A 23,180-nucleotide genomic window follows, 5' to 3' on the forward strand; every position below is an offset into this window, starting at 1 on the left:
CCCACACAGGAAACGGAAGCACTTCTGGAAGACGAGAAAGAAGCTATCCGATCCCCGGTCTAATTCGACTGGCCAAGCTTTTCAGTCGAACAGCGCGGACAGGGGGCGCTACGGCGTCGGCGGCGGAATCAGTGGTGTTTCACGGGGACGTCGTCGACGCGGAAGCGCAGCCGCGGCCCCTCACCGGTCCACTCGCCGTCCTCGAGCCGGCGCAGGCCGGCGAGGAGGTCGAGGGTGAGCCAGCGGCTCAGTTCCGGGTGGGCCGGGTGCTCCCAGAGTCCGGCGGGGCCGCGCAGCCCCTCCAGGAAGGCCGTCAGGCCGGCGACCCGGGGGTCTCGTGCGCAGACGCCCGTACGGGAGACCAGGTCCAGGACGAAGGCGAGGTCGAAGCGGGAGTGCAGGGAGATGAAGCCCGTGGCGCGCTCCCGGCCGTGGAGCCGGGCGATCTCGGTGCCCAGCGCCCATTCGTCGCGGGTCTCGCGGCGCAGCAGCAGGTCGGCGGCGCGGCGGGCCGGTTCGGAGCGGGCGCGCCCGGGGTGGTGGACGAGGGCGGCCAGGGCGGCCTCGGTGTTGGCGCGGCAGCCGGGCGAGCCGGGCAGCTTCCGGTAGCCGGGGACGCTGCCGGGCTGGCCGGCGACGAGGCCCGTGGGCCACGAGCCGTCCTCGGCGCGCTGGGCGAGCAGCCACTCGTAGGCGCGTTCGGCCCGGGGGTCGGTCGCGGCGCCGACGGCGCCGAGGCCCCGCAGCGGTACGGACACCTGGAGCGGGATCATCGTGTAGCGGTCGTCGGTGCGGAACTCCGCCAGCGGGAAGGAGCCGTCGGCGCGCTGCCGGGCGAAGACCCGCTCGACCAGCTCCGCCACCCGGGGGTGGCCCCGGTCGAAGCCGAGCCGGCCGAGGCGGCCGAGGAGGTGGGCCAGCGGCTGGAGTCCGTCGGGCTCCTCCGCCAGCAAGGCGCGTGCCTGCGGGTCCTCCGCGCGGCGCGGCAGCAGGTCGGCCAGCTCGGGGTCGTCGTCCGCCACGTCGAGCAGCTCGGTCAGGACGCGGCAGCGCAGCGCCGGGGAGGCGTCGCACAGCAGCGGCCACGCGCCTTTGGTCATGACAGCACCTCACGCAGGTACGGGGCGGTGGGCGTGTCCCCGGCGGCCACTTCCTCGGGGGTGCCCTCGGCGACGACCACGCCGCCGTCCGGCCCGCCGCCGGGGCCCAGTTCGAGCAGCCGGTCGCAGCAGGCGAGGAGCCGGGGGTCGTGGTCGACGACGAGGACGCCGTGGCCGCGGGCCACCAGTCCGTCGAGGGCCTCCACCAGGAGTTCCACATCGGCGTCGTGGAGTCCGGTGGTGGGCTCGTCCAGGATGTGCAGGGCGGGGCGGCCGGTCGCGCCGGTGATCTCGCGCACCAGCTTGAGCCGCTGGCGCTCGCCGCCGGAGAGGGTGCCGGGGCCCTGGCCGAGAGTCAGATAGCCGAGGCCCAGCTCCACGGCGCCGCGCAGCGGGGCGGCGACCGCCTCCGCGTCCGGCCACAGCCCGAGCACCTCCTCGATGCTCAGCCGCTCCAGTTCGGGCAGGCTGTGGCCGCGCACGGAGAGTTCGCGCGCCTCGGCACGGTAACCGGTCGCGCCGCAGGCGTCGCAGGGCCGGTGGACGGTCGGCATGAAGCCCATGTCCTCGGCCACGGTGCCCTTCCCCTTGCAGCCGTCGCAGCGGGGCTGGAGGTCGGCCGGGGCCAGGCCGCGTTCCCGGGCCGGGGCGGAGTCGGCGTACGCCTCCCGCAGCGGGCCGAGCACCTTCAGGAAGGCGCCGGGCGAGGTGATCCCGACGCTGCTCTGGTCGGTGTGCCGGACCTGCTTCGGGGCACCGTCGATGCCCTCGTGCGCACCGGGCGCGACGGGTGTGGCGGCGGCCGAGGTGGTCAGCTTCCTGGGGGCGAGCGCGCGGGCCACGATGCCGAGGGCCAGCGTCGACTTGCCGGAGCCGGAGACCCCGCAGACACCGGTGAGGACGCCGAGCGGGATGCGGACGTCCTGGCCGTCGAGGTTGTTCTCGGCGGGTTTGCGGACGGTCATCCAGCCGGTGGGCTCGCGACGCGGCCCGGCGGCGCGTGCGGGCAGCGGGCGCTCCAGGAGGGGGCGCGCCCGGGGGTCCTCGCGCACCCGGTCCGCGCTGCCGGCCGCGACGACGGTGCCGCCGTGCCGGCCGGCCCCGGGTCCCATCACGATCCGGTGGTCGGCCCGGGCGACCAGGCGCGTGTCGTGGTCGACCAGGATCACCGTGTTGCCGTGGTCGCGCAGCTCCTCCAGGACCGCGCCGAGCTCGTCGACCTCACGCGGGTGCAGACCGCGCGAGGGCTCGTCCAGCAGGACGGTCATGCCGGTGAGCTCGGCGCCGAGGAGCGCGGTCAGCCGGACCCGCTGGAGTTCTCCGGCGGAGAGCGTGTTGGCCATCCGGTCCAGGTGGAGGTGGCCGATGCCGACGCGGCCGAGGAAGCCGAGGCGGCGCAGGACGACGGCGTGCGAGCGGACCGCCCAGCCCGGCGCGCCGTCCGGGAGCCGCAGCCCGGCGAGCGCGTCGCGTACGGCGTCGACCGGCTGGTGGTGCAGGTCGTAGCGGTTCATCCCGGCCACCCGCCGGTCGAGGAACTCCGGGCGCAGCCGGCCGCCCGCGCAGGAGGAGCAGGGCACCCGCTCGGTGTAGAGGCCGCCGACGTCCCAGCCGTCCATGATGCGGAAGACGCCGCGCCAGACGACCGTGGCGGAGGGGGTGACCCGGGCCTCGGACGAGAGGGTGACCTCCTCCTCGCCGAACAGGAACGCCTCCTGGGCCTGCCGGCTCATCTCCCGCCACGGTGTGCGATCGGGGTCGAAGCCGTACCGCTCGCCGAGGGCGAGGAGCATCCAGTAGCCGCCGTTGGCGGGCTTGGAGAGGTACGAGCGGGGATAGAAGCCCGGGGAGTACATCGCGCCGTCGCACAGCGCCCGTTCGGGCCGGTGGATCAGGCGCTCGACGCGGGGCACGGCGATCGTTCCCATGCCGTGGCAGCGCAGGCAGGCCGCCTCGTAGCGCAGGGGCGAGAAGTCCGTCGGTTCGGCCGGCGGGCCGGGGTGCCCGCAGTCCGCGCAGGTCCAGGGGCTGGCCGGCCGGTGCCCCGAACGCCGTTGCTCACCGCCGCAGTCGGGACAGCGGCGGACGCCCGCGTAGGCGAGGAGCACGCCGAGGTGCGGGCTGAGGTCGGTGGTGGAGCCGACGGTGCTGCGCAGGCCCGGCGCCCGGCCGTCGGCGCCGACGGCGAGGGTGGGGCCGAGCCCGGTGAGGGAGGCGGCCCCGGCCTCCGGGCCCTCACGCACCGACTGGCGCTCGTAGAGGGAGAGCGACTCCAGCAGCCTGCGCGTGGCCTCCGCTTCGAGGACGTCGCGGACGAGGGACGACTTGCCGGAACCGGAGACGCCGACGACGGCGGTCATCGCGCCCTTGGGGATGTCCACCGAGACGTCACGGAGGTTGTTGGCGCGGGCGCCGCGGATCTCCACGGCGCTGCGGGCGGGGCGCGGGCGGCGGGCCGGGGTGGCCGGCGGGCGGACCGGCGGGGCGCCGGGCGGCTCGGGCGGTCCCGCGTGCAGCAGCCGACCGCCGTCCGGGCCGCTGCCCGGGCCGATCCGGACCGACCAGTCGGCCATCGCCGCGATGTCGCGGTTGTGCTCCACGACGACGACGGTGCAGCCGCGGTCGGTGAGACGGCGCAGCAGGGCGGCGAGCCGGGGCACGTCGGCCGGGTGGAGTCCCGTGGTCGGCTCGTCCAGGTAGACCAGCTGCGCGGGGCGGGTGGCGGCGATCTGCTTGGCCAGCTTGACGCGCTGGGCCTCGCCGCCGGAGAGGGTGGGCGAGGGCTGCCCGAGCCGCAGGTAGCCGAGGCCCACGTCGAGCAGGGCCTGGATGATGCGGCGGGCGCGGGCGTCGTGGCCGAAGAGCGGCAGGGCGTCGCGCACGCTGAGGTCGTGGATCTCGTCCACGGAGTAGGTGTTCCCGTCGGGCAGCGCGGCGCGCACGGCGAGCGCCTCGGCGCTGAAGCGGCGTCCCGCGCACGCCTCGCACAGCACCCATTCGGAGGGCAGGAAGCGCAGTTTGACCTCGACGGATCCCATACCGGCACAGGCGGGGCAGGCGCCCTCGGAGCGGTTGAACGAGAACGTGCCGGCGGCCAGCCCGGTCACGTCGGCGAGCACGGCCCGCACGCGGTCCGCGAGCCCGGTGTACGTGGCCGGGTTGGAGCGGGGGTTGACCCCGATGGGCGACTGGTCGACGGTGAGCGGGACGATCGCCTCCCCTTCCAGGGCGGCGCACCCGCGTGGCTCCCCCGCCTCAAGGGAGGCGACGAGCACGTCCCGTACGAGGGTGGTCTTCCCGGCACCGGAGGGCCCGGTGACGACGGTCAGGGAGCCGACCGGGAAGGCGCAGTCGAACCCGGCGAGATTGTGGTGGCGGGCGTCGCGGACGGTGAGCCACCGGGTGCCGGTCCCGGCCGCCTGGGGTGCCGTCAGGCGCTCGCGGCCCGAGAACCAGCGGCCCGAGACCGTGTCCGCGCGCCAGAGGTCGGCCGGTGTGCCCTCGAAGACGACGCGGCCGCCGCCGGAGCCGGCCGCGGGGCCGATCTCCACGACGTGGTCGCAGGAGGCGACGGCGGTGCGGTCGTGTTCCACCAGGACGACCGGGCCGGGGAGTTTGCCCAGTTCGTCCATCAGGCGGGCGACCTGGGCGGCGCCGAGGCCGATGGTGGGTTCGTCCAGGATGTGGAGGAGGTCCTCGACGTCGTTGGCGAGGAGGACGGCGATGCGCAGGCGCTGGGCCTCGCCGCGCGAGAGGGTGGGCGAGGAGCGGTCGAGCGCGAGGTAGCCGAGGCCGAGGGAGACGAGTGCGTCGAGGCGGCGCAGGACGTGCCGCAGGGCGGTGCCCGCGTGGGCGGGGAGGGCTGCGCCGGCCAGCGCCTGCCGGGCCCGGTCGACATCGAGCCGGAGCAGTGCGGGCAGGGTCAGGCCGGCCAGTTCGTACGCCTCGGTGTCCGGGCCGCCGGCCCGGAAGTCCTGCGGCCGGACCGAGGGCAGCGGCGCCCCGCAGGAGGCGCAGAGCCGGGCCCGGGACAGCGTCCGCGTCCCGGCCGCCGTACGGAAGGAGACCTGGACGCAGCCGAGCGCGGCGACCTCGTCCAGGAGCCGCCGGGCGGCCCGGGCGTCGTCGGCGGCGCTGAGGGAGCCGACCCGGACGGCGATGTCGTGGGGCCGGCCGGGGTCGAGCGGGTCGCCGGACCAGGGCCGGCCGTCGACGGTGACCTCCCCGGGCCCGTACCGCTCGCGCAGCCCGGCCAGCAGGCGGGTGTGGGTGCCGAGGGCGCCGCGCGTGAGCGGGGCGACCACCTCGACGGGTCCCGACGCGGCGGTGGCCCGGAGTAAGGAGAGCTGTTCCTCGGCCGTCACCGTCTCGGTGACCTCCGCGCAGCACGGGCAGCGCAGCACGGCGAACCGGGCGAACAGCACCCGCAGGAAGGGGTGGACGCCGGCGGCGGTGGCGACGGTGGAGCGGGGGTTGCGGTTGAGGACGTTCTGGCCGACGGCGACGGCCGGCCGCAGCCCGTGGACGGCGCGGACGCGGGCCGCCCGGGCCGCGGCGGCGGCCGGGGCACCCGCGAGGGTGGCCAGGAAGCGGTGTCTGGCCTCCCGGTGGAGCGTGTCGAAGACGAGGGAGGACTTGCCGGACCCGGAGGCGCCGACGACCGCGGTGACGCCCTCGGACAGGGTCACGTCGATGTCGCGGAGGTTGTTCTCCGTGGCGCCCTCGATGCGGACCCCGGGCCCGTGTGCACTCAAGACCAAGCCCTCCCGGCCGTCCTGTCCGCCGCTCCTCGTTCGCGGGCCGAGCCGCTCAGAGCGTGCCGAGCAGCATAGCGGCCTCTTCGTCGGAGAGCCCGGCGACCAGTTCGGTCAGGGCCCGTTCGACGCCTCCGGCGATGCCCTCGACCGTCGGCAGGGCGAAGAAGTCCCGCACGGAGACCTGCACGCCGAAGGTCGCGTTGACGCGGTTGAGGAGTTGCAGCGACTTCAGCGAATTGCCGCCGACGGCGAAGAAGTTGTCGGTGCGGCCGATCCGTTCGACGCCGAGCACCTCCCGCCACAACTCGGCGACCTGCTCCTCCAGGGGACTGTGCGGCGCGTCGTCCCCGGCGCGGGCCTGCCGGTCGTCGAGGGAGGGGGCGGGCAGCCGCAGCCGGTCGAGCTTGCCGGACGGGGTGTGCGGCAGCGCGTCGAGACGGACGTAGACGGCGGGGAGCATGAAGCCGGGCAGCCGCTCCTCGGCGTAGGCGGCCAGCTCCTCGACGGTTTCGTCGCCGGTGACGACGTACGCGGCGAGCTGGTTGTCGTCCGACTCGTCCCGGAAGACGGTGACGGCGCACTCGCGGACGGCGTCGTGGCCGGCGAGCACCGCCTCGACCTCGCCGGTCTCGACCCGGCAGCCACGGATCTTGACCTGGTTGTCGACGCGGCCGAGGTACTGCACGAGGCCGTCGGCGTCGACGGTCACCAGGTCGCCGGTGCGGTAGAGCCGTTCGCCGTCCGCCACCGGGTAGGGGTGCGGGACGAACCGCTCGGCGGTCAGCCCGGGCCGGCCGAGGTAGCCGCGGGCCAGGCCGCCGGTGCCGGAGACGCACAGCTCGCCGGGGACGCCGGGCGGCATCGGACGCAGCGCCTCGTCCAGGACGAACAGGCGGTAGATGCCGAGCCGGCGGCCGATGGGCAGCCCGCCGGTGCCGTCGTACGAACGGCCCTCCCAGCCGGCCACCTCGGAGGTCTCGGTCTGGCCGTAGAGGTTGTGCAGCTCCGCCTCGAACCGCTCGGCGAACCGTTCGAGGAGACGCGTGCCGGCCGCCTCGCCGGAGAGCTGCACCCAGCGCAGGTCGGGGCAGTCCACCTCGGGGGCGAGGTTGAGGTAGGCGTTGAGCATCGAGGGGACGAAGTGCGCGAAGACGGTCCGCTCGGTGGACAGCAGCCGGCTCAGGTGCACCACGTCGGACTCGGCGCCCGGGTCGGCCATGAGGACGGTCGCGCCGGCGGCGAGCGGGCCGAAGATCTCCCAGATCGCCACGTCGAAGATGAGCGGCGTCTTGTGGACGACCCGGTCGCCCGGCTGGAGGCCGTAGCGGCGGCCCAGCCACTCCAGACGGCCCGCCGCGCAGCGGTGGTCGAGGACGGCGCCCTTCGGGGTGCCGGTGGAGCCGGAGGTGTAGTAGACGTACGCCGCCTGGTCCAGGGGCACGTCCGCCTCGGGCGCGGCCGGGGCGGAGCCCTCGGCGGGGACCGGGATCAGCGGCACGCCGAGCCCGTCGAGCCGGTCGGTGCCGGAGGGGTCCACGATCACGGCGGCCACCCGCGCGTCGCCGGTGATGACGGCCACCCGCTCGGCGGGCAGCGACGGCACCAGCGGGACGAACGCGGCGCCGCGCTTGAGGACGGCGAGCAGGGCCACGACCAGGTCGGCGGAGCGCTCGACCCGCACGGCGACGAGGCTCTCGGCGCCGATCCCGGCGGCGGCCAGCGTGTGGGCGAGCAGGTTGGCGCGGCCGTCGAGCTCGGCGTAGGTCGTCGCCCGGCCGCCCGCCTCCACCGCGACGGCCTCCGGGTGACGGCGGACCGTCTCCTCGAACGCGCCGTGCAGGGTGCGCAGGTCGCGGTACTCCTCGAAGGAGGCGTTGGCCTCGGCGGCCAGCGCGGCCTGCCGCTGCGGCGACAGCAGCGCCAGTTCGTCGACGCGGGCCCCGGGGCGCCGGACGGCGTCCGCGAGCAGGGTCAGGAAGCGGGCGGTCCACTCCTCGGCGGTGCAGCCGGAGGGCAGTCGCCCGCAGACCAGGGCGCCTTCGACCTCGGGCTCGACGGCCCGGACCACGCAGTGCAGGTGGTCACCGCCCGGGACCGGTGCGGCATCCTCCTCGTACTGGAGGACCATCCGCTCGACCGCCCCGCCGGAGGCCGTGTCGTCGGCCGGCTCCGCCGTGGGCCCGTCGGTGAGGCCCTTGTCGGCCGCGCGGAGCAGCTCCGCGAAGGTCAGCTCCCCGGTGACGGTCAGCGGGACGGCCCGCCGCGCGTCGGGCGACAGCCGGACCTCGGCGTGTTCGCGGCGGGTGTGCCGGAAGCGGGTGGCGAGCAGCGCCGCGAGAAGGACGGCGTGTTCGCCCACGCCGTACCGGCGGGCCGTCTGCGACGCCTGCTCCCGAAGCTGCGGACGGAGCCGGAAGGGCACCGCCACCGGGTCCTCGCCGGGCGTCATGACCGGAGTCCCTTCGATGGACACTGCATTCCCCTTTCGGGACGGGTGGGTCACGGCGTCATGCCGTTCATGCGGGCGATGGTGCGGGCGAGTTCGCCCAGGTTCTCGGTGGTGTAGATGTCGAGCAGGCCGATCTCCACGCCCAGGCGCTGCCGGATGCGGACGCTCATCTGGGTGACGAGGAGCGAGTGGCCGCCGAGGGCGAAGAAGTTGTCGGTCAGGCCGACCCTCGGCCGGGACAGGACGTCGGCCCAGATCTCGGCGAGTTCCTTCTCCAGCGGGGTGGCCGGTGGCACGTGGTCGCCGTCCGCGCCGCCGTCGTCCTCGGGCTCCGGCAGGGCGGAGCGGTCCACCTTGCCGTTGATGTTCAGCGGGAGCGCGTCGAGGCGGACGAACGCGCCGGGGACCATGTAGCCGGGCAGTCTGGCCTCCAGGTGCTCGCGCAGCGCGTCGGCGGTGACCGCCCGGTGGCAGACGACGTGGGCGACGAGCCGCCGGTCGCCGGAGGGGAGCCGCTGCACGCCGGCGACGGCCTGGTCCACGTCGGGGTGGTCGGCCAGATGGGCCTCGATCTCGCCGAGTTCGATGCGGTGACCGCGCACCTTCACCTGGTGGTCGGCGCGGCCCAGGCAGAGGAGGTCGCCGTCCGCGGTCCAGCGGACCAGGTCGCCGGTGCGGTACATGCGGGTGCCGGGCGCGCCGTACGGGTCGGGCACGAACCGGTCGGCGGTGAGGCCGGGCCGGTGCAGGTAGCCGTGGGCGAGGCCCTCGCCGGCCAGGTACAGCTCGCCCACCACGCCCACCGGCACCGGCTGCTGCGCCGCGTCCAGGACGTACGTCCGGGTGTTGCGCAGCGGGCGGCCGATCGGGGGGAGGCCCTCGACGCGGTCGCGGGTGAACCAGGCGGTGGCGTAGACGGTGGACTCGGTGGGGCCGTAGAGGTTGCCGACGAGTCCTGCGCCGACGGCGCCGCCGATGTCGTTGGCGGCCTTCGCGGACAGCGGTTCGCCGGCCATGACGACGGTGCCGGCCTCGGCGTGCAGGCCGCCGGTGCCGTGGATCTGGGCCAGCGCGGACGGTACCCCGCTGAGCAGGGAGGCGGTGTACGGGCCGGCGGGCGGGTCGGCGAGGCTGAGCAGCGACGGCACGATCTCGACGGAGCCGCCGTTGAGCAGCGGACCGAACATCTCGAACACGGAGACGTCGAAGTTGAGCGAGGTCGCGGCCAGCACCCGTGCCAGCTGGGCGGGGGTGAAGGTGTCGCCCGCCCAGGCCGCCAGGTTGGCGACGCTGCGGTGGGCGACGAGGACGCCCTTGGGCCGGCCCGTGGAGCCGGAGGTGTAGATGGCGTACGCGGGGTGGAGCGCGCCCAGCGGGGCGGTGCGTTCCGCGTCGGTCAGGTCGTGGCCGGGATGGGCGGCGACGGCGGCGCGGGTGCCGGGCGCGTCGAGGACGAGGCGGGCGGGGCCGTGGCCGGGGACGCGGTCCTCCGCCTGCTCGGAGGTGAGGACGAGTACCGGCCGGGCGTCGTCCAGCATGAGGGCGATCCGGTCGGCGGGGTAGCCGGGGTCGATCGGCACGTAGGCGGCGCCCGCCTTCAGGACGGCGAGGACGGCGACGAGGACGCGTTCGGTGCGCGGCAGGGCGATGGCGGCGAAGTCGCCGGGGCCGATGCCGAGGGCGACCAGGTGGCGGGCGAGGCGGTTGCTCTCGGCGTTCAGCTCGCCGTAGGAGAGCGTGGTCTGTTCGAAGTGGACGGCGGGAGCGGCCGGGTCCAGCGCCGCACGCCGCTGGAACAGCTCGGGAAGGGTGGCCGCGGAGACCTCGGCGGCGGTGTCGTTCCAGTCGTCCAGGACCTGGCGCCGCTCGGCGTCGCCGAGCATCGGCAGGGCTTCGAGCGCCGTGTCGGGGGCCTCGGCGATGCTCTCCAGGAGCCGCAGGTAGTAGGCGGCGAACCGTTCGACGGTGGGCCGGTCGAAGAGGGCGGTGGAGAACTCCAGGTCGCCGAGGAGCTCGCCGTCCTCCGACTCCCTCAGGTAGAGCGTCAGGTCGAACTTGGCCGCCCAGGTGCCCGGCGAGGCCGACGACGGGGCGATCCGCAGGCCCGAGCCGGTGGTACGGGACTCCTGGGGGGCCGCCGCGTAGTAGCTGAAGGCGACCTGGAAGACGGGGTGCCGGGAGACGTCCCGGTCGGGCTGGACCTCGTCCACGAGCAGCTCGAAGGGCAGTTCGCGGTGGGCGTCGCCGAGGAGGACGGACTCGCGGACCCGCTCCAGGTGGGAGCCGAAGCTCTGGCCGGGCACGACGCGGGAGCGGACGGGGATCGTGTTCACGAAGAGCCCGATGAGGGACTCGGTCTCCACGGTGGGCCGGCTGCCGGAGAAGAAGCCGACGCACACGTCGTCCTGGCCGCTGAGCCGGTGCATCAGGGCGCTGTACGCGGCCATGGTGGTCATGAACAGGGTGGCCCTGTTCCGGCCCGCGAGGGCGCGCAGCCGCGCGGTCAGGCCGGCGTCGACGCGGAAGTCGACGGCGTCGCCGCCGAAGTCGGGCACGGCGGGCCGGGGCCGGTCGGTGGGCAGCTCGATGGCGTGCGGGGTGCCGGCGAGGTACTGCTTCCAGTAGAAGAGGTGGTCGCGCAGGGGGCCGCCCTGGAGGCGGCGGCGCTGCCATGCCGCGTAGTCGGCGTACTGCAGGACCGGCTCGGGCAGCGGCGAGGACTCTGCGCGCAGGTACGCCTCGTACAGCGTGCCCAGCTCCTCGACCAGGACGGCGACCGAGTAGCCGTCGAAGACGATGTGGTGGGCGGTGAGGACGAGGAGGTGCTCCTCGGGGGAGGTCCGCACGGCGACGGCGCGGACGACCGGGCCGGTCTGGATGTCGAAGCCGGTCTCGCCCTCGGTCCGCAGCAGCGCCCGCACCTCGGCGTCGGGGTCGTCGGCGCCGCTGACGTCGCGGAACTCGAGGGGGAAGACGGCCTGGTCGGAGACGACCGGCGCGATGTTCTCGCCGGCGAGGTCGAAGGTGGTGCGCAGCACCTCGTGGCGCCGGACGATCTCGTCGAGGGCGGCGCCGAGCACCGTCGGGTCCAGCGGCCCGCGCAGGGCCAGCGGGATCTGCACGTTGTAGAGGCCGCCGTCGGGCTGGAGGAGGTGGAGGAAGACCATGCGCTGCTGGGCGTAGGACGTCTCGGCGGGCGCGCCGGCCGGCCTGGGAACGACGTTGTCGGGGACCGCGTCGGCCTCGGCGACCAGTTCGGCGAGGCGGGCGACGGTCGCCCCGGCGTAGAAGTCGCGTACGGAGAGGTCGGCGCCGGTGCGCTTCCTGATCCGGGCGAGGACCTGGGAGACGAGCAGGGAGTGACCGCCGAGGGCGAAGAAGTCGTCGTGGGCGCCGACCTGTTCGACGCGCAGGACCTCCTGCCAGATGTCGGCGACGAGCCGTTCGCCGCCGGTGCGGGGGGCGAGGTACTCGGTGCCGGAGCCGAAGGTGGCGTCGTCCGGGGCGGGCAGGGCGTTGCGGTCCGTCTTGCCGTGGCGGTTGACGGGCAGCGCGTCGAGGACGACGTAACGCGAGGGCACGGCGTGCGACGGCAGCCGGTCGAGGAGCCAGCCGCGCAGGTCCGCCGGCGCGGGGGCCGTCCCGGCGGCAGCGGGGACGACGTAGGCGGTGAGCTGCTGGGAGCCGAGGACGTCGGCGTGGGCGAGGACGACGGCGTCGCCGATCCCCTCGTGCAGCCGCAGCGTCGCCTCGGTCTCGCCCAGCTCGACCCGCATGCCGCGGATCTTGACCTGGTGGTCGGTGCGGCCGAGGTACTCCAGCCTGCCGTCGCGACGGCGGCGGACCAGGTCCCCGGTGCGGTACATGCGCGCGCCGGGCGGCCCGTAGGGGTCGGGCAGGAAGCGGTCGGCGGTCAGGGCGGGCCGGCCGAAGTAGCCGCGGCCGACGCAGGCGCCGGAGACGTACAGCTCGCCGGGGACGTTCGGCGGGACGAGGCCGAGTCCCTCGTCGAGCACGTACGCGACGGTGTTGCGCACGGACTGGCCGAGCGGCGCGACCTCGGGCCAGCCGTCGATGCCGGGCTCCATGTCGTGCGCGGTGACGACCTGGACCTCGGTGGAACCGTAGTGGTTGTGCAGCCGGCGGCCGGGGACGGCGGCGGTGAACCGGCGCAGGGCGTCGCTGAGGACGAGGCCCTCGCCGACCTGCACGACGTGGGTGAGGGCGGGCAGCGGGCGGCCGGCGGCGAGCGCGGCGCGGGCGGTCAGCTCGAGCACGACGTTCGGCGCGAAGAGGTCGGTGACCCGCCGGTCGTCGAGCCAGGCGGTGAACTGCTCGGGGCTGCGCCGCAGTTCCTCGGGGACGATCGCGAGGGCCGCTCCGGACAGGAGGGTGAAGAGCATCTCCTGGACGGAGACGTCGAAGCTGAGGGCGGTGAACTGGGCGGTGACCCGGCCGGGCCCGGTGGGGAGGGCGGTGAAGTGCCACTCCATCATGTTCAGCATGGCACCGGTGGTCATGACGACGCCCTTGGGGCGCCCGGTCGAGCCCGAGGTGTAGAGCAGGTAGGCGGGGGTGGCGTCGGTGACGGGCGCGGTCCGCTCATTGTCATCGAGGTCGGCGGGGCTCTCCCCCGCGTACGCCGACAGCTCCTCGTCGACGAGGAGGACGGGCACGTCGTGGCCGGCCAGGAGCGCGGCGCCGGCCACGTCGGTGACGACGACCCCGGGCCGGGCGTCGGTGAGCAGCACCGAGACGCGTTCGGCCGGGAGGGCGGGGTCGACGGGCAGGTAGACGCCGCCGCTCTTGAGCACCGCGAGGAAGGCGGTGACCGCCAGGCCGGAGCGGGGCAGGAGCACCGCGCCGACCCGCTCGGGGCCGATGCCGTGCCGGACCAGTGCGCGGGCGAGCCGGTTGGCCCGGGCGTTCAGCTCCCCGTAGGTACGGGTGAGTTCGCCGTCCACGACGGCGGGGGCGGTGTACGCGGCGGCGGCCCGCTCCTCGAACCAGCCGGCGAGGGAGCCCTCGCGCAGCCGGCCGGTGACGCCGCCGGTCACCAGTTCGGGCCGCTCGGCGGGGGTGAGCAGCGGCAGGTCCAGGATGCGGGCGCCGGGGTCGGCGGCGATGCCTTCCAGGAGGCGGACGAAGAGCCGGGACAGCTCCTCGACGGTGGGGGCCTCGAAGAGCGAGGTGGCGTACTCGAAACTGCCGTACAGGCCGTCGTCGGTCTCGGAGACGAAGAGGGAGAGGTCGAACTTGGCGGTGGTGCTGGGCTGGTCGACGAAGGTGACGTCGAGCCCCTCCAGGCTGAAGTCCTGCTGCCCCTGGTAGGAGAACATCACGTCGAAGAGCGGCTGCCGCGCCTGGCTGCGGCCCGGCCGCAGCGCCGCGACCAGCCGGTCGAAGGGCAGCTGGCGGTTGTCGTAGGCGCCGATGACGCTCTGCCGCAGCCCGTCGAGCAGCCGGGTGAAGGAGGGGTTGCCGGAGAGGTCGGCGCGGACGACGACGGTGTTGGCGAAGTAGCCGATCATCTCGGCGGTCTCGGGGTGGGCGCGGCAGTCGACGGGGGTGCCCACGCACACGTCGTCCTGCCGGGACCAGCGGCCCATCAGGACGTGGAAGGCGGCCAGCACGACCATGAACGGGGTGGCGCCGGTGCGGGCGGCGACCTCGCGCAGCCGGTCGAACAGGGCGGGCGGCAGGGTGAAGCTCACGTTGGCGCCGGCGAAGTCGGACAGCTCGCCCCTGGGGTGGTCGAGCGGCAGGTCGATCCCCTCGGGGGCGCCGGCGAGCCGCTCGCGCCAGTACTCCAGCTGCCGGGCGTGCTCCTCGGCGACGGCCGGGCCGCGCTGCCACACCGCGTAGTCGGCGAAGTGGGCGGCCGGTTCGGGCAGCGGGGAGGGCCGGCCGGCACGGAACGCCTCGTACAGCTCCTTGAGTTCACCGAAGATCCGGCCGATGGACGCGCCGTCCACGACGATGTGCTGGGCGTTGACGGCGAGGACGTGCGAGGTGGCGCCGAGCGTGATCAGCTGCGCGGTGACGAGCCGGTCCGCGGCGAGGTCGAAGTGGGTGGAGAAGTGCCGGTCCAGGTGGGCCTGGGCGCGGGCCTCGCGCTCCTCGGCCGGCTCGGCGGTGAGGTCGATCCGCTCCAGCGGCATCCGCGCGTCGTCCGTCACGATCTGGGTGACCACGCCGTCGTGCTCGCGGAAGCGGGTGCGCAGCACCTCGTGCCGGCGCATGATCTCGTCGAGTGCCCGCACCAGGGCGGGCGTGTCCAGCTCGCCCTCCATCCGGAGCGTGGTGCCGACGTTGTAGCTGGCCTGGAGGCCGAGCCGGTCGAGGAACCAGAGGCTCTCCTGCCCGTACGACAGCGGCAGGTTCTCCGGGCGCGGGGCGTCGAAGAGGCCGCCGGGCGCGTCGGCCGGCCGCGTCAGCAGGCGGACGACCTCGTCCTTGTGGGTACGCAGTTCGGCGACCTGGTCGGATGTCAGGGCACCGGTGGGCCGGAAGCGCAAGCGTCCGTCCTGGACCCAGAGTTGTATGCCGTCCGCGGTCAGCCGGTCCAGCAGTTCGCGCACTGCGGTCATGTTCGGCCCAATCTCCCCATGGTTCGGTCGGTGGTCAGTGCGGACGGAAGGCGAGCGGGAGTGAGGTGAGGCCCCCGAGGATGTAGGAGGCGATCCGCTTCGGCTCGCCGCACACCTCGATCTCCGCGGGCAGGTGGGCCAGTTCCTCGAGCATCACCCGGATGGTCAGCCGCGCCAGGTTGGCGCCGACGCAGAAGTGGCCGCCGCCGCCGAAGGAGACGTGGTGGTTGGTGGTGCGGTCGAGCAGGAACCGCTCCGGCCGGTCGAAGACCTTCTCGTCGCGGTTGAGCGACGGCAGCCAGACGGTGACGGCGTCGCCCTCGCGGATCTCCACGCCCTCCAGCACCGTGTCGTGCTGGGCGGTGCGCAGGATGTGGGTGACCGGTGCGGTCCAGCGCAGGAACTCCTCGGCGGCGGTCTTCAGCTTGAGGTCCCCGGCCCGCAGCGCCCGCCACTGCTCGGGGCTCTCCAGGAGCGCCAGCATGCCGGCGCCCACCGCCTGCCGGGTGGTCTCGTTGGCCGCCACGATGACGTTGTCGCAGGTGAGGATCACCTCGTCGTCCGTGATGTCGAGCCCCTCGGCCTGTGCCGTGGTCAGCGCGGACACCAGGTCGCGGCCGGGATTCCGGCGCTTCTCGTCGATGATCTCGGAGTAGTGGCGGAGGATTTCGAAATGTGCCTGCTGCGCTTCGATCCCATCGATGTCGGTGGAATTCTCGGCCGCCTCGGTGGTGACTTTGGCCAGCATCTCCACATCGTCCATGGAAATACTGAGCAGCTCCGCCGAGACGGCCAGGGGTATGCGCGCGGCGATGTCCTTGACGAAATCACAGGTGCCGGCCTCCACCACGCCGCGCAGCGCGGACCGGACGACGTCCCGGGTCCGCTCCTCCATTTTCGCTATGGCCCGTACGGTGAAAAGGCCCATGATCGCCTTGCGCAGCTGGTCGTGGCGGGGCGGGTCGCTCAGCGCCATCATCTTGCCGGCGCCGGGGTACGGGTCCTTGAAGTTGGGGCGCAGGAAGATTCCCTTGGTGGAGGTGAACCGCTCCCACTCGGTGAGCACTTCGAGACCGGCCGCGTGCGTGGTGACGGCCCAGTAGCCTCCGTGCTCGCCGTACTCGTGCCAGGAGACCGGGCTTTCCTGCCGCAGCCTCCGCCATACCTCGTGCGGGTCGCCCTCGGAATAGAGAAGCGGATCTGTGAGTGCGGGCATATCCTGCAGCACGGCGCCTCGAATTCCTCGTCGTTGGTGTTCCATCTGCCTCCGGACCGAGAATATCCGGTGTTCGATGGCGCCAAGTGTTCAGTCGAACGCAGGGGTACCAGGGGAGTTCCGTGCCGGTAGATTGTGCGCCGAACCCGGCGCGGCCGGACCGACGACTTCGGTAGCCGCCTCTCCACGACCGAAATGGTTATCGATGGCCACTCAACTGATGGACCGCATACCTCGACTGCTGCAGCAGGTCACGTTCCGCAGGTTCTGGACCGCGCAGACCATCTCCTTCCTCGGCGACCAGGTCTCCACCGTGGCGCTGCCCCTCACGGCCGTGCTCGCGCTGGACGCCTCGGCCGCGGAGATGGGCGTCCTCGGCGCGCTGGCCTCGCTGCCCAACCTGCTCTTCGCGCTGCACGCCGGGGGCTTCGTCGACCGGTACGGCCGGCTGCGGCACATGATGATCCTCAGCGACATCGGCCGCGCCGCCGTGCTGCTCACCGTGCCGGTCGCGTACGCGCTCGACGCGCTGACCCTCGCCCACTTGTGGGTGGTGGCCTTCGTGACGGGCGTCCTGGCCATGCTCTTCAACGTCGCCAGCAACAGCCTGTTCGCCGCGCTCGTGGACCGCGACGACTACGTCAACGGCATGTCGCTGACCCGCGGCAGCTTCTCCTTCTCCTGGGTGGCGGGCCCCGGCCTCGGCGGCATGCTGGTACAGGCGCTGTCGGCGCCCGTGGCGCTCCTCGCCGACGTGGTGTCGTTCCTCGGCTCGGCGCTCCTGCTGCGGTCCGTGTCCCTGGAGGAGCCGGTGCCCGAGAAGGAGAGGTCGTCCTCGCACATCCGGGACGGTCTGCGCTTCGTCTCGCGGACCCCGGCCCTGCGGGCCAAGTTCGTCGGCGGCGGGCTGCTCAACCTCTGCTACACGGTCTACTTCACGCTCTTCCTGCTCTTCATCGCGCGCGAACTCGGGCTGACCCCCGGGATGATCGGTGTCGCGCTCGGACTCGGCGCCGTCGGCGCCCTGTTCGGCTCGTTCGTCACCGGCTGGGTCAGCCGGCGCGCCGGTATCGGGCCGACGTTCCTGATCGGCTCCGTCCTCTTCCCTGGCGCGCTGGCGCTCGTCCCGTTCGCGACGCCGGACAAGTGGGTGGCGTTCGGCCTGGTGGTGGCCGCCGAGTTCGTCTCCGGCATGGGCCTGATGCTCTGCGACATCGCGGGCTCCTCCATCCAGCAGGCACTCACCCCCGACCGCTACCGCTCCCGCGTGCAGGGCGCCTACCTCGGGCTCATCCACGGGGTGCGGACGGCCGGCGCGCTCGTCGCCGGCGCGCTGGGCACCCTGATCGGCCTGCGGCCCGCGCTCTGGCTGGCCGTCATCGGCGGCGTACTGAGCTGCCTGCCGCTGCTGTTCGCCCCCGTGGCCCGGATGCGCACGCTGCCGGAGCAGGCCGAGTGAGCCGCCGCCCGGCCACGACAACCGAACGAGAAGGAGGACCCTCATGTCATTCCTGGCCGACCAGCTGATCGGCGAGGCCCGGCGCCGTCAGGTGCGGCTCTGGGTGGACTCGGCGGGCCGGCTCCAGTTCGCGGGGGACGCCCCGGCCCTGGACGACCGGTTCGTCATGCTGCTGCGGACACAGGAGCGGCCCATCGCGGCGAAGATCGGCGCGGAGTCCGGGGACCGCTGGTTCAAGCGCCTCACCCGGGGCGACGGTGACGTCCTGCTCTATCTGATCCCCGCCGCGGGCGCCGGCCCCGGCACCTACCGGCCGTGGTCGGCGGCCGCCCCGGCCGGGCTGCGGATCGAGGCCGTCCTCACCCCCGGCCGCGAGGAGCGGTTCGGCGAGGCGCCGTTCACCGATGTCGCCGCGCTGGCCGACCGGATCGCCGAGAAGATCCTCGGCCACGCGGACCGGCCCTTCGGCGTCTTCGGGCACAGCACCGGCGCCCTCGTCGCCCGCGAGGTCACCCGCCGTCTCGGCGCCTCCACCACCTTGCAGCGGGCGCTGTTCGTGGCCGGGGCGCTGCCACCGCACCTGGTGGCGGAGCCGGGCCCGGACCCCACCGACGAGGAGCTGCTCGCGCACCTGAACGCGTGGCAGGGCACCCCCGCCGAACTGCTGGCCGACCCCGCCTTCCTGCGGACCTTCCTGCCGACGCTCCGCGCGGACATGCGGCTGTTCCACTCCTGCCGCCGGGAGGTGTCGCCGGCCGAGCGGGTGAGCGTGCCGATGGTGGCGCTCGGCGGGCTCCAGGACGAGACGGCGCCCGAGGGCCACTGCCAGGCGTGGCGGCCCTGGGCGGCCGGCCCGTTCTCCGTCCGCCGCGTGGAGGGCGGCCACTTCTTCCCCGTGACCGCCGCCGACGAGGTGCTCGCCACGGTCGCCGGGCAGCTGGGCGTCCCGACCGGCTGAACGATCGCCCCACACGCACCGAAGGCCACCACCAGGCGTGACCGCCCCGGGCGCGGGCGACCCGATCTCCGTCCACCGCGTCACGGGCGGTCACTTCATCCCCGTAACCGCCGCCGCCCAGGTACTCGCCACAGCCGCCGGGACCCAGGGCCACCCACCCGGCTGAACAGTCGCCCGCACGCACCGAAGGCCACCACCAGGCGTGACCGCCCCGGACGCGGGCGACCCGACCTCCGTCCACCGCGTAACGGCGGTCACTTCATCCCCGTAACCGCCGCCGGCCAGGTACTCGCCACAGCCGCCGGGACCCAGGGCCACCCACCCGGCTGAACAGTCGCCCGCACGCACCGAACGCCACCACCAGGCGTGACCGCCCCGGGCGCAGGCGACCCGATCTCCGTCCACCGCGTGGCAGGCGGCCACTTCATCCCCGTGACCACCGCCGACGAAGTGCTCGCCACAGCCGCCGGGAACCGGGGCGTCCCACCCGGCTGAACAGTCGCCCGCACGCACCGACGGCCACCACCAGGCGTGACCGCCCCGGACGCGGGCGACCCGACCTCCGTCCACCGCGTAACGGCGGTCACTTCATCCCCGTGACCACCGCCGCCCAGGTACTCGCCACAGCCGCCGGGACCCAGGGCCACCCGCCCGGCTGAACAGTCGCCCCCACGCACCGAGGGCCACGGCGTCGAAGCCGTGGCCCTCTCTCGTGTGCCGCCGCGGCTCAGGCGGAGCCGGCCGCGCCCGCCTCCAGGAAGCCGGCCAGGTCCGCCGCGAGGGCGGCGGCCGTCTCCGCGTCGAAGACATCGGTCGCGTACTCCAGGAGCCCCTCCACCCCGGCCGGCTCGCCGTCCGCGGTGAACCGCTCCACGACCTTGAAGCACAGGTCGAACTTGGCCACGCCCAGCTCCACCGGCTCGTGCCGGACGGTCAGCCCGGTCATCCGGGGCGGCTCCGCCTCCTCGACCTGGAAGGCCAGCATCACCTGCGCCAGCGGGTGGCAGTCGAGCGAGCGGGCCGGGTTGACCAGCTCCACGACGTGCTCGAACGGCAGGTCCTGGTGGGCGAAGGCGGCCACGTCGGTCTCCCGCACCCGGTCGAGCAGCTCCCCGAAGTCCGGCTCTCCCGACGCGTCGACGCGCAGGACGAGCGTCCTGACGAAGAAGCCCACCAGATCGTCCAGGGCCGGGTCGCCCCGGTCGGAGACGACCGCCGCCACCACGATGTCGTCGCCCGCGCCCCGCTCGGCGAGCAGCGCCGTCAGCGCGGCGTGGACCACGGTGAACGTGGTGGTGCGCCGGCTCTGTGCGAGGGCGCGGACGGCGCGGTGCAGGGCGGGCCCGACGGAGAACGGCACGGCCGCGCCTTCGCCCGAGCGCACGGCGGGCCGCGGCCGGTCCAGCGGCAGCGGGATCGCGGCCGGCAGCCCGGCGAGCTTCTCCTCCCAGTAGCGGTACTGCCGGCGCAGCGCCGCCGCCGGCCCGGTCCCGTCGGAGGCGAACAGATCGCGCTGCCAGACGGCGTAGTCGGCGTACTGCACGGGCAGCGGCGCCCAGTCGGGGGCACCACCGGCGGCGCGCGCGTCGTGGGCGGCGGCGAGGTCGCGCAGGAAGGTGGGGAGGGAGACGCCGTCGCAGGCGATGTGGTGCATGACGACGAGCAGGACGTACGTCTCCTCCCGCACGTCCGCCAGGTGGAAGAGCGTCGCCCGTACCGGCAGGTCGCGCGCCAGGTCGAACGGCACACGGGCCGCGGCGAGCAGCGCCGCGTCGAGGCCGTCCGCCGCGACGGCGGTCTCGCCGAGCGCGGGCACGGCGGCCGGGCCGTCGAGGACACGCTGGACGATCTGGCCGTCCTCCATGGTCAGGACCGTGCGCAGGACGTGGTGGCGGTCGAGTACGTCGGCCAGGGCGCCGCGCAGCGCCGGTACGTCGACCCGCCCGGTCAGCCGCAGGGCGAGCGGCTCGTTGTACCGGGGGCTCGCGCCTTCCAGCTGGTCGAGGACCCACAGGCTCTGCTGCGCGAAGGAGGCGGGCGCGGGCGCGTCGCCGGTGCGCGGCACGACCGGCGGGCGGGCCGGCTCCACGCGGGTCAGGAGCGCGCCGAGCTCGGCGACCGAGGGGTTGCCGAGGACGTCGCCGAGCGACAGCTCGACCCGGAACTCCTTGCGGACGCGGACGGTGAGTTCGGCGGCGAGCAGGGAGTGCCCGCCGACGTCGTAGAAGCTGTCGTGGACGCCGACGGCCGGCAGCCCGAGCACCTCGGTGAAGATCCTCGCGAGCCGTTCCTGTTCCGGGGTGCGGGGCCGGTCCGCCTCGTCGGGACCGCCGAACACCGGCTCGGGCAGCGCCCGCCGGTCCACCTTGCCGTTGGAGTTGAGCGGGAACCCGGGCACCACGGTGAACGAGGCCGGGACCATCGCGGGCGGCAGCGTCCGGCGCAGCTCCGCGCGGGTCGCGGCGCCCAGGGCCCGCGCGTCGGCGCCGGGGGCGGGCACGAGATAGGCGTCGATGCGCCGGGCGCCGCCCTCCCCCGCCGTGACGAGGACGGCGTCGCGCACCCCGGGCGCGGCGCGCAGGGCGGCCTCGATCTCGCCGAGTTCGACGCGCATGCCGCGGATCTTGATCTGGTGGTCGGTGCGGCCGAGGTACTCGACGGCACCGTCCGGCCGGCGGCGCACCAGGTCCCCGGTGCGGTACATGCGCGCGCCGGGCGGGCCGTACGGGTCGGGCAGGAAGCGGTCGGCGGTCAGGCCGGGGCGGTCGAAGTAGCCGCGCGCCAGGCAGACCCCGGAGGCGTACAGCTCGCCCGCGACACCGGGCGGCACCAGGCGCAGCGCCTCGTCCATCACGTACACGGAGGTGTTCCACACGGCCGTCCCGACGGGCGCCGACGCCGGCCAGGCGGCCACGTCCTCCGGCAGGACGTACGAGGTGACGGCGTGCGTCTCGGTGGGGCCGTAGTGGTTGTACAGGCGCCGCCCGGGCCGCAGCCGGAAGAACTCCCGTACGGCCTCGCTGAGGACGAGCGCCTCGCCCGCCTGTGCGACATGGGTGAGGGCGGGCAGGGTGCGGCCCTGTTCCAGCGCGGCCTGGCAGACCAGCTCGATCACGACATTGGGCGCGAACAGGTCCGTGACGCCGTGCTCCTCCAGCCAGGGCGCGAAGTCCTGCGGGCTGCGCCGGACGTCCTCGGGGACGATGGCGAGCGTCGCGCCGGACAGCAACGCCGAGAGCATCTCCTGGACGGAGATGTCGAAGCTGACGGAGGTGAACTGGACGGTGACGCGGCCCGGTTCGCTGGGGATCTCGTCCAGGTGCCAGGCCATGAGGTTGCGCACGGCCTCCTGTGTCATCAGGACCCCCTTGGGGCGGCCCGTAGAGCCGGAGGTGTAGAGCAGGTAGGCGGGGGTGGCGCCGCCGACGGGCGCGGTGAGCTCCGCCTCGGCCGGGTTGTCCGCGCTCTGCCCGGCGCAGGCGGAGAGCTCCGTGTCGAGCAGCAGCGGCGGGGCGGCCCCGGCGGGCAGCGGCCCGGCGTGCCCGGCGTCCGTGACCGTCACCACCGGCGCGGCGTCCTCCAGCATCAGCGCCACGCGCTCGGGCGGGAGTTCGGGGTCGACGGGCAGATAGGTGGCACCGGTCTTGAGCACCGCGAGGAACGCGGTCACCGACAGCTCCGAGCGGGGCAGGACCAGCGCGACGACGCGCTCGGGGCCGGCCCCGGCCGCCGTCAGCGTCCGGGCCAGCCGGTTGGCGCGCGCGTTGAGTTCCGCGTACGTCACGCGCCGGGGGCCGTCGACGACGGCGACGGCGTCGGCGCAGCGCGCCGCCCGCTCCTCGAACCACCCGGCGAGGGTGGCGTCGGGCACGGGGCCCGCGTACCCCTCGCCGATCAGGCCGGCGGCCTCGCCGGGCAGCAGGCAGTCGACGGTGTCGAGCCTGGCGCCGGGCGCGCGCACGGCGCGGGTGAGGACGCGTACGAGCCGGTCGCACAGGGCCTGGGCGCCGGCGCGGTCGAGCACGGAGACCGGGTAGGTGAGCCGGACGTGCGGCCGGGCCCCCGCGGCGCCGTCCGTGGTGTGCAGGCAGAACCACAGCTCGCCCGCGTCGCGGCCCGGCACGGGGGCGGGCGGCGCGGCGTCCACGGCCGTGCCGACCTGGAAGAGCGGCAGGCCGGGCGTGCCGCGGGCGGTGTTGACGGTCCGTACGATCTCGGCGAAGGGGACGCCGTCCTGGGCGGCGGCGGCGCGTTCGCCGGCGCGGACGGCCGCCATCAGCGTGCGGAAGTCCGTCGCCGCCGACCCGGCCACCCGCAGCAGCCGGACGCCGGTGGGCGTGGCCGCTGCGGCCGTGGCCAGCGGCAGATCGGCACCGGCGCGCAGCAGGGTGAGCAGCGCGGCGACGCCGGCCGTGAAGACGGTGGCGAGGGTCGCGCCGCCGTCCGCCTCCCCGGCGAGGCGGGTCATGGCCCCGCCGAGTCCGGGGTCGAGCCGGCACTCGACGGTGGCCGTCCCGGGCGGGCCGGTCTCGTCGGGCCGGCGCAGGCCGGGCAGGTCGGTCTTCTCCGGCAGATCGGCCAGGGCCGCCTGCCAGGGCTGGTGGGTGCTCGGCGGGGTCGCCATGCGTACTTCCCTCGTTCCGGGCCGCGG

8 protein-coding genes are annotated in these 23,180 nt (G+C 74.5%); 2 read left to right on the plus strand and 6 right to left on the minus strand.

Features of this window, described 5'->3' with window-relative positions; all coding sequences use genetic code 11:
• Positions 1-128: 128 nt before the first annotated feature.
• Genes LG395_RS03100 through LG395_RS03120 form a run of 5 tightly spaced genes read right to left on the minus strand, consistent with a single transcriptional unit; the run spans position 129 to position 16,112 of the window.
• A complete protein-coding gene (locus tag LG395_RS03100; RefSeq protein WP_225808347.1) occupies positions 129-1,100 on the minus strand; it encodes a hypothetical protein in 972 nt (323 codons plus the stop codon).
• Positions 1,097-5,854: an excinuclease ABC subunit UvrA gene (locus LG395_RS03105; RefSeq protein WP_225808348.1), complete on the minus strand. Its 4,758-nt coding sequence runs from the start codon at positions 5,852-5,854 to the stop codon at positions 1,097-1,099. Before LG395_RS03105 ends, LG395_RS03100 begins: the two co-directional genes overlap by 4 nt.
• Before the next feature lie 55 nt (positions 5,855-5,909).
• Positions 5,910-8,330, minus strand: a complete 2,421-nt coding sequence (locus LG395_RS03110) for a non-ribosomal peptide synthetase (RefSeq protein WP_225808349.1) — start codon at positions 8,328-8,330, stop codon at positions 5,910-5,912.
• A 26-nt stretch (positions 8,331-8,356) separates the two neighbouring features.
• Complete coding sequence (locus LG395_RS03115; protein WP_225808350.1) at positions 8,357-14,896, minus strand: non-ribosomal peptide synthetase; 6,540 nt, start codon at positions 14,894-14,896, stop codon at positions 8,357-8,359.
• Between the two features lie 34 nt (positions 14,897-14,930).
• Positions 14,931-16,112, minus strand: coding sequence for a cytochrome P450 (locus LG395_RS03120; protein WP_171152077.1), 1,182 nt, complete (start codon positions 16,110-16,112; stop codon positions 14,931-14,933).
• 220 nt (positions 16,113-16,332) lie between these two features.
• Between LG395_RS03120 and LG395_RS03125 the strand changes: the two genes are divergently transcribed.
• Together LG395_RS03125 and LG395_RS03130 are read left to right on the plus strand one after the other, a co-directional pair.
• Positions 16,333-17,571: an MFS transporter gene (locus tag LG395_RS03125; RefSeq protein ID WP_225808351.1), complete on the plus strand. Its 1,239-nt coding sequence runs from the start codon at positions 16,333-16,335 to the stop codon at positions 17,569-17,571.
• Between the two features lie 43 nt (positions 17,572-17,614).
• Positions 17,615-18,529 (plus strand): thioesterase II family protein, encoded by a 915-nt coding sequence (locus LG395_RS03130; protein ID WP_171152081.1) that lies wholly within the window; start codon positions 17,615-17,617, stop codon positions 18,527-18,529.
• 727 nt (positions 18,530-19,256) lie between these two features.
• Here LG395_RS03130 and LG395_RS03135 read toward each other — a convergent pair.
• Positions 19,257-23,153, minus strand: coding sequence for a non-ribosomal peptide synthetase (locus LG395_RS03135; RefSeq protein WP_225808352.1), 3,897 nt, complete (start codon positions 23,151-23,153; stop codon positions 19,257-19,259).
• Positions 23,154-23,180: the final 27 nt, after the last annotated feature.

The sequence above is a fragment of the Streptomyces spinosus genome (assembly GCF_020400655.1).
Lineage (GTDB): Bacteria > Actinomycetota > Actinomycetes > Streptomycetales > Streptomycetaceae > Streptomyces > Streptomyces argyrophylli.